Consider the following 13,386-nt stretch of genomic DNA (forward strand, 5'->3'; position numbering starts at 1 on the left):
AACAAAAACTTTTTTAATAATCCATAGAAATCGGGAGTGGTGTGAGAGCCTGACCCTATTCCCATTTGGGGGTAGGGTGGGCTACTCGATTATGCGATGTGAATTTATCCATTGTCAATTAGAGTAATATAAAATCCCGATTCTTTAAATTCCTTTACAAAAAGTTCTCTTGATACCTTTTCTCCATTCTCCAAGTGCGGTGTCGCAAGAGTGACTTGTCTACCAAATAAAGTCATTGTTGCGGTACCTGAAGTGTATTTTACTTCTGTCGTAGTCTCATTCTTTTCACCATAGTTGTGAGTGATAAAAGATGAAGATTGGAAAGTGTCAACTACACAAACAATTGAGTTTTCGGCAATTTTTAGGTACTCATTAATTTCTGCCTGCGAATAAACCTTTTTTAGTGCACGGGTCAACGTCCCGTTAGAATGATTTGAGTATTGAGGTAAAAACATATTTATTATGCTGTCATACATTCCTAAGCCTTCATAAGCAAGGCCATATAAACCATCTATTTCTCCTCGATACCACATATATCCTGTGCCGCAGTTCTGTTCTACAATGTATTTTTTGTCGGCATACTCAATGTATTTAAGTGCTTGGTCAAATTTCTTTTCTTCAAGATAAATTTTGGTCAAGTATCTGCAAGCATAATTTTTATAATTCGATGTGTAGCTGCCATATCCATAAATTTTAGTAGTCGTGTCACCAGGTATGTCAGAGGAATTGTAGTATGTTCCAACGTAGTATGGTTCGTTGGAAGCCATAATTTTCAAAAACATATTTTCTGCTTCCGTCAGTCTGCCTAATTGCCAAAGTGAGCATGCTAAGGAATAGAAATCTGAATGATTCTTTTTTGTCGGTTCAGCAGTTATTAACTTTGAATGTTTTTTACAAAGTATTGAATCTTCTTTTGATGGATAATGAGATATTGAATAGTCCGTGCTTATTGATGACATTGAAAAAGAGAATGCAGAGAAGTTCCATGTCGTGTCAATTTGGAATTTAAGACTGGTTGTGTCTTGCGAAAAACAAATCTGTCCGACAAGTACAAAAGTCAAAGTCAGAAGAAAATATTTTGTATATCTGTCGTTCCTATTCATATCGCATAACGGACTGCGCATAAAAGTAGTAGCGCAACCTTGATTAAAAGTACTGAACTTAAAAGTACCCACCAAGCGGAACAAAAACTTTTTTAATACTCCATAGAAATCGGGAGTGGTGTGAGAGCCTAACCCTATTCCCATTTGGGCGTAGGGTGGGCTACTCGATTATGCAGCGTTGTTTACGAATTTTTTTATTCCACTCAGTTCCTTTTGTTTTGCACGAAATTCTTCTTCAAGATCGAAGTCGTCCTGAAGTCCGAGCCAGAATTTTGCACTGTTACCAAAATACTTCGATAGTCTCAAAGCAGTGTCAGCGGTAATTCTGCGGTTACCTTTAAGTATTTCTGAAATTCTGGTCTGAGGAATTGCAATGTCTTTTGAAAGTCTGTATGCAGTAATTTCCATTGGAATCAGAAATTCTTCAAGTAAAATTTCGCCTGGATGTATGTTCTTCAATTTTTTGCTCATAATATTTTTATTTATTGAATTCGCGAATCTTCGATTTCATTTCGTTCTGTTTTTAATGATAATCTACTATTTCAACTTCGAAAGCATTTCCATTATTCCATTTGAATATTATTCGCCACTGATTATTAATTCGGATTGAATAGAATTCCTTGAGGTTTCCTTTCAGTTTTTCAAGGCGGTTCGAAGGCGGAATCATTAGGTCGTTAAGGTCTTGCGAGTTGTTTAACATTCTTAATTTTCTTCTTGATGTTTCTTGAAGTTCAGTAGAAAGTCCTTTGATTCGTTCACCTTCCAATATTTTCTTTGTGTCTTTGTTTCCAAATGAAATAATCATGCTAACGTTATTCGTTACTTACGCCAAAGGTAAGTATTTTATTTCAGAGACGCAATTTTTTTCGAAGATTCTTCAAATTGAAGAGAGAGACTTTAATGCTGCATAACGTTTTGCAAATGGGTACAGAAGGCAACAGGAAATGGACATCTGCCTTTTGTGCTTATTTGCTGTGTGCACCACGCATGAACGTAGTGTACCCGCCGTGAGCTATTCAAAAAGTTTAAAACATGATTGGAAAAAACCCGAGCGAAAGAGAAAGAATTTTATTCGTTTAGGAATTGACCACGATCACGCTTACGCGTGGAGCAGAACGAGAAAAGGTGGTTGGGCAGTTGCACAAAGCCCTATCTTGATCACTACAATTACGCTGAAACGCTTAAAACAAAAAGGCTACGATTCTTTGTTGGATGTTTATTTTGTACTCAACCCATCACTTTGCGAACCGCCGTATGCGAGACCCGCATCCCGAAAGCTTTCGGGAGTGGTGTGAGAGCCTAACCCTATTCCCATTTGGGAGTAGGGCGGGCTACTCGATTATAGGTAGGGCGGTTTTGTTTTGTCCACCCAGTTTAGAGTCAGCATTGTCTGCGATGGATTGAGCGGTCGCAGTTTAAATTTTACCGAAGGGAAGGATTTTTTGTCACGCTATGCATATACAGGCGGGTGGGAAAAATGGCAAGCTTATTTGCAGCCAAAAACTCTCATTCCTTAATCTAAAGCTGCAAATGTGCTTGCCATTGTGGGCGGTATTCGGCACAAAGGTCTGTGTAAAGGGAGTGTCGGAGTGTTTATAACTTTTTTGATAATTTGCATGTCTGAATGTTGACAAATTGATGATTATAAGTATCTTTGTTTTGAACCTAAAAATCCGATGATAACCAAGGAACAAATAAAAAATACAGGAGCAACCTTTACGCCTAAAGGTCTTGCCGATTTCTTGGCTACGAGGTTAATCAAATATATTTCTGTAAAGAATGTCAAGGCACTGGACCCTGCTTGTGGAGAAGGTGAGTTGCTAATATCTATTGGCGAAAAACTTTCGGAATCAGGAATTGATTTTACTTTAACCGGTTACGATGAGAATGATCACTATCTAAGTTTAGCAAAAGAGAGAATGTTGCAATTCGGTTCAGGGAAGAACAATCTTGTACAGGGAAATTTTTTAAAGGCCATTGATTTGACGAACGATCAAGGAACTCTCGATTTCTTCTCTTCGGAAAAATCCAATATTAATAAGGCTTTTGATGTTGTAATTGCCAATCCGCCTTATGTAAGAACGCAAATTTTGGGAACAGAACAAGCGCAGGAACTCGCAAAAAAATTTAATCTGAAAGGCAGAGTCGATTTGTATTATCCATTTTTAATGGCAATGACTGAGAGCCTTAAAGATGGTGGTATTTTAGGCGTGATTACTTCCAATCGTTACCTTTCAACGAAAAGTGGCGAAAGTGTAAGAAAATACCTTTCGGAAAATTATGAAATAATCGAACTGATTGATTTAGGGGATACCAAATTATTTGATGCGGCAGTATTACCTGCTATTTTCATTGGAAGAAAGAAAAAGCAACGATCTCCTGCTCCTGCAAATTTTATTAAAGTTTATGAAGAGTTAAACGGATATAAAGGCGACTTAATTCCTATGGAATCCATATATGGGATGTTAGATAGTAAACAGACGGGGTATTTTGTAGTAAATGAAAAGCGTTACAAAAAGTCGGCAGGGTTGTTAAAGTATGAAATCGGTTCAGGAACTTGTTGGGAAATGTTGTCAGGCAAAGAATCGAAGTGGGTGTCAATAATTGATAAGGCTTCAACTAATCGAGTAGAGGATTTTTTTAAGGTAAAAGTAGGTATCAAATCTACTGCGGATAAAGTATTCATAAGCGACAAGTGGGAAGAGCTTAATGGAACCAAACCAGAGGAAGAGTTGCTGAAAGAGTTAATTTCGCAAGAAAATATTGAGCCGTGGAATGCTACGGATAATTTTAATTTAAAAGTACTATATCCGCACATTTCAGTTAATGGAGGAAAGCAAACTGTTGATATTGAAAAATATCCTAAAGCAAAAAAATATTTTTTACAACACGAAGAAAAGCTAAGGTCAAGAAAATATCTTATTGAGGCTGGGCGTCAGTGGTTTGAATTGTGGGTTCCTCACCACCCCGATCAATGGAAAAATCCGAAATTGGTTTTCCCTGATATAAGTTTAAGCCCAAGATTTTATTTTGATAAAGGTGGAAGAATTGTTAACGGTAATTGTTATTGGATCGTTGCCCAAGATAAAAAGGACATTGATAAATTATTGTTGATTCAAGGTGTCGCTAATTCAAAATTAATGACTAAGTATCACGATTTAGTTTTTAATAATAAACTATACTCAGGAAGAAGAAGGTACTTTACGCAATACGTTGAAAAATATCCGCTTCCCGACTTTAACTCCTCTGTCGCGAAGGAAATTGTCTCTTTAGTAAAAAAATTAAATGAGGCGCAAGATAAAGTGCTTATAAGTAAGCTTGAAAATAGTCTTGAAATAAAAGTAGCAGAAGCATTTAGTGTCGAGCCAGTTTTTACTTTGGATTAAACACACACTTTCCGTAATGCTTTTCAAAAAATGCCATTGGTATAGCTCTTTGGCATTTATAACTTTCAGCACTAACGTATGAAAATATCTCCCCTAACTTTTTGCCAGGGCAGAGAATAATTCCTTCAATTATTTCTGTTTGAGGATTTGTTAACGCGATTAAATAGCGCACATCAAAGGTTGTCAAATTGGAATCTGTAACTACTATTTCTTCCTTCTCGGGAGAAAATTTGCCTAAATCTACTGTCGGACTGTCTTGCACTTTTACTTCCAATAATTGATTTCTTATGTCGGGAAAAGCACCATATAACAAATCAGTTTCCTTTACCTCATATCCAAGCAATTCAAGTGTTTTCTTTTCTAAAGCCTGACCTCTGTTTTTAGTAGCAGCACCATTCAGCTTAAAACCGATTAATTTTTCGGCTACCATTTTTTTCAGTAAGGCAATAGAAAATAGATTTTTAATATCTGGTTCTTCTACCATGCCTGATTTTGGTGGCAAATAGTCGTGTCGAATATAATAGGAGAGTTTTTTGGAATCGGGAAAGGATAAGATTTTGTCCGTACTCTCATAAATATCCTTTCGAACTTTCCTTGAGATCAAGAGTTGATGCTTGATCGTTGGTTGACCAAATTTTCCAAAATTTTCAACTATATACTCAGGAGTAAGAATTATAACTGATGCGATTATACTTTTTTCTGTATCAATTCTTACAAATATAAATCTAACATCTGTGCATTTAAGACTTTCACCAGATTCGTATTTAATAAGTAAGGTTTCTGCAGCAGGAATTCTGTTCCAAACCTGCAGATTATATGATGTACCACTGGTTACAATATAAGTATCAATAAATTCTCTTGCTATTTTAGGGACTCCTTTTCCTTTTGGTGGTACAATTTCAAACTGACCTATTTCAGCCGATTCAGGCAGGTTATATTTTTCTAATGTCGCTGCAATTAGCTTTCTGATATTTGAACCGTCTGTTCGGGTTTTACCAGTTATTGTAAATGGTTTACCAACAAGTTCTAAAAAGTGTTTGGTAAGCACATTGGGGTCTGTCAGCATACTTACAGAACGTGGCGGTATTTTAAATTCTTTGTTCATAGTAGGTCGGCTGGTTTAACTTTAAGTGCTTTTGCAATTTTTTTGAGATTTAAGGCAGAGATATTTCGTTCACCTCTTTCAACGGATCCGATATATGTTCTGTCTAAATCACAAGCAAAGGCAAGCTTTTCCTGAGATAGGTCGGCTTCGGTTCGAAGGTCTCGAATCCGATCTCCAATTTGTTGCAAAAAGAGCTTTTCGTCTTTTGAATAAGATGTCCCCATTGTTAAAATTTGAGGACGAAGGTCTGTAAAAGATGTAAATAAGTCTACGGACTATAAGTATCAATATTGTTACGGGTGCGTAGGGAGATTACAGCTCTTTTGCAAGCCTTTGGTCGTGGGATGGCTTGTGCGGGCTTGCAAATGTGCTGTAATGTGGGATAGCCAAAACGGCTTTGCCGAAAAAGTGCGGTGGGGTAAAATTTAAACTTTTTGAGCGGTCGAAGTGTGGTCGCTCGAGTGTCGGAAAGTCTGCCGATTTTATTTTGAAACCGAAATGCTTTTATTTACCGATAAATTGTCTTTGGATGATGTCAGCCCGCCTTACCTATAACGGTTGAGGCTAAGAAACGTAGCCTTGTAATTACGTTTCAAAATTTGGTAGGAACTTGTCAGGTTATGTTTTTTAGCCCTTGTGTGCGCCCCGCATGAGCGGTAGCGCACCTGCCGCAAGCTATTCAAAAAGTTTAAAAGTGCAAATTAAATTTCAGAAAATGACGGAGCTTATTGCAAAATTAAATCTACCGCACTAAAAGGGACAAGTCAGGTGAAGTCCAAAGAACACAAGAAATTTTAATTAGTAGATGTAACAGGAATTGACGGAAGGAACACGCTCTTACCGGGGGAGGTCTTCAATGCTACGAGTTAGCGATGAAGAAGTCAGCAGAGGTCATAGTACTTTAAGCAACGAGCTGTGCGAAAAATTGGAAAACACAGATGGTCTCACAAAAGAAGGAAGGACTGAACGTAAATAGGTTTTCAATTTTGAATGGACTGAAATTTATTTCATAGCCACCGAAAACGAAAGCAGGAAAAGAACAAAATAAACCAAGAATGATTGCACAAGTTGTACATCCTTACAATCTTCAAAAAGCACTACAACAAATAGTGAAAAATGGAGGAAGTGCTGGCGTGGATAAAATCCCGACAGAAAAGCTGACGGATAAATTCCGTGAGCAAAAACTTTCTTTACTTGAAGAATTGAAAAAAGGAGCGTACAAATCAAAACCCATTCTTGGGGTTGAGATTCCAAAGCCAAACGGAAAAACACGTTTGTTAGGAATACCAACCACCACAGAGAGACTGCTCCAGCAAGCGGTTTCACAAGTGATAATGCCTTTGTTTGAGAAAGATTTTCACAAAGACAGTTATGGATTTCGTCCAAATAAAAATGCACGTAATGCAGTAGGCAAAGCGTGGCAAAATATCCACGACGGATTTCAGTATATTGTTGATGTAGATTTGAAAAATTTCTTTGATGAAGTTGATCACTGCCTTTTACTAAATTTAATTTACCAAAAGTAAAATGCAGAAGTACACTTGCATTAATTCGCAAGTGGTTAAGAGCGCCTATACAAATCAAGGGCAAACTTTACAAACGCAGAAAAGGAGTTCCACAGGGAAGTCCGCTGAGTCCACTTTTGTCAAACATTTTGCTCCACGAGTTGGACAAAGAACTAAACAAAAAAGGATTAAAGTTTGTAAGATACGCCGACGACTTTAGCATCTTTACCAAAACCGCAACACAAGCAAAATCAGTGAAGAAGGAAGTAGCTCAGTTTTTAAAAACAAAACTCCGCCTCACTATCAATGAAGAAAAAAGCGGCATCAAAAAACCCGTTCAATTTTCAATGCTTGGATTTCGTTTTGTACCAACTTACATCAAAGGCGACAAAGGTAAATATCAATTGACGGTAGATGAAAAAGCATGGATCAGACTTAAACAAAAACTAAAATCAATCACCCGAAAAACTTCACCACTCACATTTGCAGAACGCATTTCAAAAATAAATGAAGTACAACGAGGATGGCTCAATTATTTTCGAGGTACCAGTATTCATGGAAAATTGCGTGACGCTGATTCGTGGTTAAGAAATCGTCTTCGCTATTGCATTTGGCACGATTGGAAAAAACCCGAGCGAAAGAGAAAGAATTTTATTCGTTTAGGAATTGACCACGATCACGCTTACGCGTGGAGCAGAACGAGAAAAGGTGGTTGGGCAGTTGCACAAAGCCCTATCTTGATCACTACAATTACGCTGAAACGCTTAAAACAAAAAGGCTACGATTCTTTGTTGGATGTTTATTTTAATCTAAACCCATCTCTTTGCGAACCGCCGTATGCGAGACCCGCTTGTACGGTGGTGTGAGAGCCTAACCCTATTCCCATTTGGGAGTAGGGCGGGCTACTCGATTATGTGTGGTTTAGTTGAGCTGGTTGATAATTAAAGTCATTCCTACTTTTAGAATATCATGAATATAAGAATCCAGGTTGTTAGAAGTTCGCTCGCTGATACCTTCTAATGAGATAGTAAAGGGTTCAATATTAATTGGAATTAAGGTTTTATCTTCTTCATTTTCGTCGAGCTTTGAACTGTATTCCAAAAATGATCCAACAGCTAAAACATCATCTTCGTAACCATAATGGTGGACAGAAATAATTAAATTATATCGAGCATTGTCAGGCAGTGTGAAGTGAATGCCGAACCAGCCACGAGGAAGATTTCTGTTAAAAAAATAGTCGTGGTTAGTTGCATACTTGGTTATTTGCCGTGTATGCCAAAAAAATTTATCTTCATTAGGTTTACAACTTTGAATACTAATTTTTGCAAAACTAATGAGGGAATCGAGTTCAACTTTAATTCCACCAATAATGTCATATATGGCATCGAAAACGAGGTTCCTGTTAGTGGTAAGTTCCATTTCCCTTTTTGCTTTGCGCTCTGAAGCACTATGGGAAACTTTTTCATTAAATATATTGGCCAGTTCGGATAGGCTGTTGAGTTTTTTCTCTGATTTAAAATTCAAAGCATTCTCAATACTTTTTTTCTGCTCTGTAGAAAAAAACGAAACCAAATCCTGCGGGTTACCAGTATCTGCATTTTCTAATGCCCTAATATAATCTGCTTTGTCGGATCGTTTAACGGTAAATGGAAGTAGTCCGTTCTTTATTAGGATTAAACTTGCTAATAGTCTTGCGATTCTGCCATTTCCGTCTTGAAAGGGATGAATTTGGGTAAATGCGTGATGCACCCATGCCGAAAGAATTATCGGGTTTGTTTCTTTTTCGGATTCAGTATTATAGATTTCTATTAGGTTGTCCATTTCACTTTCAACCTGTAATGGAGGACAGTATAAAAATATCGTCCCGTCTTCTCGTCGTGGGTTATTCTCTGTTACTTTGAACTGACCTTTTAATAATGGAATCGAAACCCGTTGACCTAGCGTGTTAATCGCTTCCGTGTAATCTTGATGCTGAGTGATTAAATGGTGCAGTTCTTTTATAAAACTTTTTGTAAGAGCTCTATTCGACTTAACTAAATCAAATATAAAGTCCATGGCTTCAAAATGATCATGTAAATAAGCCATTAATTTTTTAGGAGGAATGTTTGTATCGTTGTGACTAATGTATGATTCGACAAATCCCTCCTTTATTAAAGTTTCAGTAATTCCTTCAGTTAAGTCATATAACTTTTCCACTATACCGGTTTCAATTGCATGCTGCCGTTTTAACTTTGTAAGGAATTCTTCGTAGCCATCTTTCCCCGATTCAAATTCTTTTCTTTTATTGTACCAGCTTGGGGCTAAATCATCGAATTTAGAAGTGTCCGATTCGTACCATGCCTCATTAATGATTATGGGTTTCCAAATTGCCTTATTTATATTTTCCATACTTTGAAATCAAAACTAAATGAAGTTAGTCATTTTATTCAAATGAGTTGAGTTATTAAATCACACATAACGTTTGGCAGATTTGCGATGGGCGGGCTTTTTACCACTGAACTTTATGCGGAGCACAAAACTTTCGGCTACCACTAAACTGTCTGCGGAGCACGAAACCCCGCCTATTGCAAATGTGCTGTGTGCGCCCCGCATGAGCGGTAGCGCACCCGCCGCAAGCTATTCAAAAAGTTTAAAATTGCAAATTAAATTTCAGAAAAGCAAACGGTGGGTGAAAAGTTTCCAGAGGATGAAAGTTCCTTAATTGCGGAAGTAACGTTCCGAAAATTTAGCAAGTCGCAAGGTGGTTGAGAGTGATCTCAGCACTGAAGGAAGCGAGACTGCAAAAGTTGGTACTGAAGAACATGAAGTACATAAGAGGCTAATTAAAATGGATGAGCAAGCACACCATTGTGAAGTCCAAAGAACACAAGAAATTTTAATTAGTAGATGTAACAGGAATTGACGGAAGGAACACGCTCTTACCGGGGAGGTCTTCAATGCTACGAGTTAGCGATGAAGAAGTCAGCAGAGGTCATAGTACTTTAAGCAACGAGCTGTGCGAAAAATTGGAAAACACAGATGGTCTCACAAAAGAAGGAAGGACTGAACGTAAGTTTTCGGGAAATAAACTTGAGAATGTTTCGACATAGCTCCTGATTAAAGTATCCGAATAAGATAGAATGGTGTAAAGAGCATTTTATCTGATGACTTACGAACCGCCGTATGCGAGACCCGCATGTACGGTGGTGTGAGAGGCGAACTCCGTCAGACGATTCTGGCGGAGCCGTCTACTCGATTATGCCCAGTGCTTCTGTCGGTCGTGAGTGTCCAGTTAGCCATTTGATTGTGTCAATTCGTTAATAAGCCATTCATAATTTGCTCTTGCGTTAGAAATGATTTCTGTGAAAGAGTGATATGTCAAGTCCGTGGCGTTGTTTTGTTGTTTTATTTTTCCGCCTGTGTCTCCTCCAATTAGTTTTACAATAATTCTGTCGTTTGGAAACATTGTTGAAAGTTCGTCCCTGTAACGCTGTGCTTGGGCTTCGTCATTTCTTGTCAAAGTGTGAGATGGTCTTTTAAATTCAATTAAAAGTCGTTCACGATTAAAAGCCATTCCTAAAAATAGGTCGGGTCGTTTGTTTGCGTTTTCGCCTTTATAAATTTTGTCGCAAAGTTGTTCGCAAGCCTTTTTCAATGATTGGTTTGAAATGAAATGTGAATACTCATAACCAAAAACCCAAAGGTTGTTTGCAAGTGCTTGATGAACTGTTGCCTCTAATGTGTCTGGGCTGTCAACAAGAGTTTGAAGTTTGTCCAAAAATTTGGCTTTTGCTGATGCCTGTTGTGTCATCATTGTAATTTCGTAAAGTCCAAATTCGTTAAAAGCGTCTGCTAACTTTTCAATATGATGGTCGTCCGCTTGGTCAATATTTTCTAAAACCGCCCAATAATGCCCCTTTTCAAAAGCATCAATCATTACTGAAATAATCGTATCAATTTTGGTGTCGTCTTCAGTCCAAAATCTTTCAATAACTTTTTCAAGTGCCGCTTTCGCAAACTGCTGTCTAAACTCAGGAAGTTTTGATAAGTATGCATTAATCTTTTTTTGATGCCTTGCTTTTGCAAGTGTCATTTCTTGTTTGCAACCTTCTTGTAAACTGTCAACCATCCAACCTTGCAATGCTTCTTCAATTTCTTGTTTCAGTTTACTACTCTCATTTATTTCGCCCCAGTCTGCGGTTGTGTCGTTTAATAAACAGTCTGCATTTACTTCAACGTGTAATCTTTTTTGAACCTTTTGTGGGATAAGTTCATTTTCTGATAAAAGGTTGTTTGGCTTGCCAACAACCTTTCCATCAACTCTATAATTTACTCCGTGATACTTATGTGCTTTGTCTGTAATTGTCGCAACTGCTGTAACTTTTTGACCATTTGAAAGTGTTATTTCCTTTTCAAATTTTTGTCCTGGAATATCCTTAACGCTAACTTCTTCTCCGTTTACAGTTACTGCAAAATCGTTTTCACGTAAATACTCTCTTGATAAAATTTGTTTCAGTTTTTCGGGATTAGGGAAAGTGAAATTTTGATTTATCCCTGTCAATGTAATTGTTGTTCCGTGGTCGTCCTTGTTGCAAGGAATAGAATTTATTGGCAATTCAATTGCTTCAAGGTCTTTGTCCTTGCCAAGTATGTCGTCTTTTGAAATTACAATTGTTGTTTCCTGTCCTCGTGCTTTTGTTTTTACTTCCATAAAACTTGCAATCATAAGTCCTGCAAATTTTCCGATACCTTTTCGTCCTTTTACTTTTCGTTTTCTGCCGTATGTGGTGTCGCCCTTTCGTGAAGTTCTGCTACTCGCAATTTTTAAATATTGTTCTCTAACTTCATTTGGTGTCATACCGTCCCCGTTGTCGGTGATAATAATTTTTGAATGGTCAAATGGATTAGGAAAGTCAACCGAAACTTTTGCAGAGTCTGCGTCATAGCAATTGTCAACCAACTCTTTTATAGCTGCCTCAACAGAAGTATAACTCTCTCCCAGAATTTTAGTCAGTGCTGGGTCAACTTTAAATTTTGCTGCTTTGTCCATAGGTCAAATGTTTGTTTGTTGCACGGTCGTCATAGCATTGGGCATAACGGTCCCACGCTTGGCGAAGGAGCCGATTTTTAAATTATTTTTTAATTGCGATTCAAGATCGTTTTGATTTCAATTATTCGTTTTTCGTTACCAAGATTTCGGCTCTTTTGCCAAACGTGTGTTATGCTGCCGCCTTTTGTTTTCTTCGGTTTGTTTTATCATGGCTTTTGTTTCTGTATACTACCGTTTGACCAACAGATATTTGCAATTATAAAGCTTATTCTCTGTTAGCTGTTCGCTATTAATTGGCAAATATTTTTGTCCAATTAAAGAAATCTATAAACATAAACTCATTTTGTTTTATCGATTGCAATTCAGTAAGAAATTGAAAGTTTTTAATAACAATACTCTTATCTTCATTTTTAGCCAGTTCAATAAATGGTAGAGATGGGGTTAACTCTATAGGAATGACGTCAGGCTTTTGTTCATTTATTTCATTGTTGGGTTTCTTTTGGGCTGAAAAATCAACATGAATTAAATAATTTTGAACGCTTTCATTTTTGGTTTCTGAAAGAATAAAAGTTGGAAAGATAAAGTTTCCACCGCCAAAGTATCTATATTCTCCGTAAAGCTTTACTTTGCAATAATTGGAATTATTTTCTGATGAATCAATTTTAAAATGGCAACTTGTAACTCCTGTTCCAGCAATATAAAATAGTTGAATGTTTTTAAAATTCTCAATTGACCGGTTAAAATGGAAGTTCAACTCAAAACTATCTCTTGCGGAGGATTGTCCAAAGATAAATAATGGAAAAAGGATAAATACTGATAATATTTTTGTTTTCATGGTCTTAGTATAATATTTTGCGAGTTTAGTGTGATTCTCTAACGGTGCGGCATAACGGACTACGCATAAAAGTAGTAGCGCAGCTTTGATTAAATGTACTGAACTTAATGCTAACCCACCAAGCCGGACAAAAATATTTTTAATAAATTTCTGTGTTTAAAAATTTTTTGTGCGGCGCAGCTGCTATGAAACACTGAAATTGGAGAACCTTAGCGCTATTACTTTTTATGCGGTGTGTGCGCCCCGCATGAGCGGTAGCGCACCCGCCGCAAGCTATTCAAAAAGTTTAAAAGTGCAAATTAAATTTCAGAAAAGCAAACGGTGGGTGAAAAGTTCCAGAGGATGAAAGTTCCTTAATTGCGGAAGTAACGTTCCGAAAATTTAGCAAGTCGCAAGGTGGTTGAGAGTGATCTCAGCACTGAA

Annotated in this window: 9 protein-coding genes and 1 pseudogene; 2 read left to right on the forward strand and 8 right to left on the reverse strand. The window is 37.3% G+C overall.

What is annotated here, in order from left to right; all coding sequences use genetic code 11:
• Positions 1-104 precede the first annotated feature (104 nt).
• The 3 genes from IPH66_17465 to IPH66_17475 form a co-directional block, all read right to left on the reverse strand.
• Positions 105-767 carry a hypothetical protein gene (locus IPH66_17465; GenBank protein ID MBK7131129.1) on the reverse strand — a complete coding sequence of 221 codons (663 nt, stop codon included), beginning with the start codon at positions 765-767 and terminating at the stop codon, positions 105-107.
• A 504-nt stretch (positions 768-1,271) separates the two neighbouring features.
• The gene (locus IPH66_17470) at positions 1,272-1,574 is read right to left on the reverse strand and encodes a HigA family addiction module antidote protein (protein ID MBK7131130.1); all 303 of its coding nucleotides are present in this window, start codon (positions 1,572-1,574) and stop codon (positions 1,272-1,274) included.
• A gap of 52 nt (positions 1,575-1,626) precedes the next feature.
• Positions 1,627-1,908: a type II toxin-antitoxin system RelE/ParE family toxin gene (locus IPH66_17475; protein MBK7131131.1), complete on the reverse strand. Its 282-nt coding sequence runs from the start codon at positions 1,906-1,908 to the stop codon at positions 1,627-1,629.
• An 871-nt stretch (positions 1,909-2,779) separates the two neighbouring features.
• On the opposite strand from IPH66_17475, the gene IPH66_17480 reads away from it, so the two are divergent.
• A complete protein-coding gene (locus IPH66_17480; protein MBK7131132.1) occupies positions 2,780-4,489 on the forward strand; it encodes an N-6 DNA methylase in 1,710 nt (569 codons plus the stop codon).
• On the opposite strand, the gene IPH66_17485 is transcribed toward IPH66_17480, so the two are convergent.
• The gene (locus tag IPH66_17485; protein MBK7131133.1) at positions 4,476-5,594 is read right to left on the reverse strand and encodes a nuclease; all 1,119 of its coding nucleotides are present in this window, start codon (positions 5,592-5,594) and stop codon (positions 4,476-4,478) included. The two genes, IPH66_17480 and IPH66_17485, sit on opposite strands and share 14 nt — an antisense overlap.
• Positions 5,591-5,818, reverse strand: a complete 228-nt coding sequence (locus IPH66_17490) for a helix-turn-helix transcriptional regulator (protein ID MBK7131134.1) — start codon at positions 5,816-5,818, stop codon at positions 5,591-5,593. The genes IPH66_17485 and IPH66_17490 overlap by 4 nt, the downstream gene beginning before the upstream one ends.
• 831 nt (positions 5,819-6,649) lie before the next feature.
• Between IPH66_17490 and ltrA the strand changes: the two are divergent.
• Positions 6,650-7,965 (forward strand): annotated as a pseudogene (ltrA, locus tag IPH66_17495) (group II intron reverse transcriptase/maturase).
• 55 nt (positions 7,966-8,020) lie between these two features.
• On the opposite strand, the gene IPH66_17500 reads toward ltrA, so the two are convergent.
• The 3 genes from IPH66_17500 to IPH66_17510 form a co-directional block, all read right to left on the reverse strand.
• Positions 8,021-9,487, reverse strand: a complete 1,467-nt coding sequence (locus IPH66_17500; protein ID MBK7131135.1) for a Fic family protein — start codon at positions 9,485-9,487, stop codon at positions 8,021-8,023.
• An 883-nt stretch (positions 9,488-10,370) separates the two neighbouring features.
• On the reverse strand, positions 10,371-12,128 hold the full coding sequence (locus IPH66_17505; GenBank protein MBK7131136.1) for an ATP-binding protein: 1,758 nt from the start codon (positions 12,126-12,128) through the stop codon (positions 10,371-10,373).
• Positions 12,129-12,417: 289 nt separating this feature from the next.
• On the reverse strand, positions 12,418-12,963 hold the full coding sequence (locus IPH66_17510; GenBank protein MBK7131137.1) for a hypothetical protein: 546 nt from the start codon (positions 12,961-12,963) through the stop codon (positions 12,418-12,420).
• Positions 12,964-13,386 lie beyond the last annotated feature (423 nt).

Source organism: Crocinitomicaceae bacterium, from assembly GCA_016708105.1.
In the GTDB taxonomy this organism is placed as follows: Bacteria; Bacteroidota; Bacteroidia; order Flavobacteriales_D; family Crocinitomicaceae; genus JADJGJ01.

Bases quoted from the DNA above. Each gene is read 5' to 3' on its own strand.
- IPH66_17505 (MBK7131136.1), bottom strand. From the start codon at position 12,128: ATGGACAAAGCAGCAAAATTTAAAGTTGACCCAGCACTGACTAAAATT.
- IPH66_17500 (MBK7131135.1), bottom strand. From the start codon at position 9,487: ATGGAAAATATAAATAAGGCAATTTGGAAACCCATAATCATTAATGAG.
- IPH66_17510 (MBK7131137.1), bottom strand. From the start codon at position 12,963: ATGAAAACAAAAATATTATCAGTATTTATCCTTTTTCCATTATTTATC.
- IPH66_17475 (MBK7131131.1), bottom strand. From the start codon at position 1,908: ATGATTATTTCATTTGGAAACAAAGACACAAAGAAAATATTGGAAGGT.
- IPH66_17490 (MBK7131134.1), bottom strand. From the start codon at position 5,818: ATGGGGACATCTTATTCAAAAGACGAAAAGCTCTTTTTGCAACAAATT.
- IPH66_17465 (MBK7131129.1), bottom strand. From the start codon at position 767: ATGGCTTCCAACGAACCATACTACGTTGGAACATACTACAATTCCTCT.
- IPH66_17480 (MBK7131132.1), top strand. From the start codon at position 2,780: ATGATAACCAAGGAACAAATAAAAAATACAGGAGCAACCTTTACGCCT.
- IPH66_17485 (MBK7131133.1), bottom strand. From the start codon at position 5,594: ATGAACAAAGAATTTAAAATACCGCCACGTTCTGTAAGTATGCTGACA.
- IPH66_17470 (MBK7131130.1), bottom strand. From the start codon at position 1,574: ATGAGCAAAAAATTGAAGAACATACATCCAGGCGAAATTTTACTTGAA.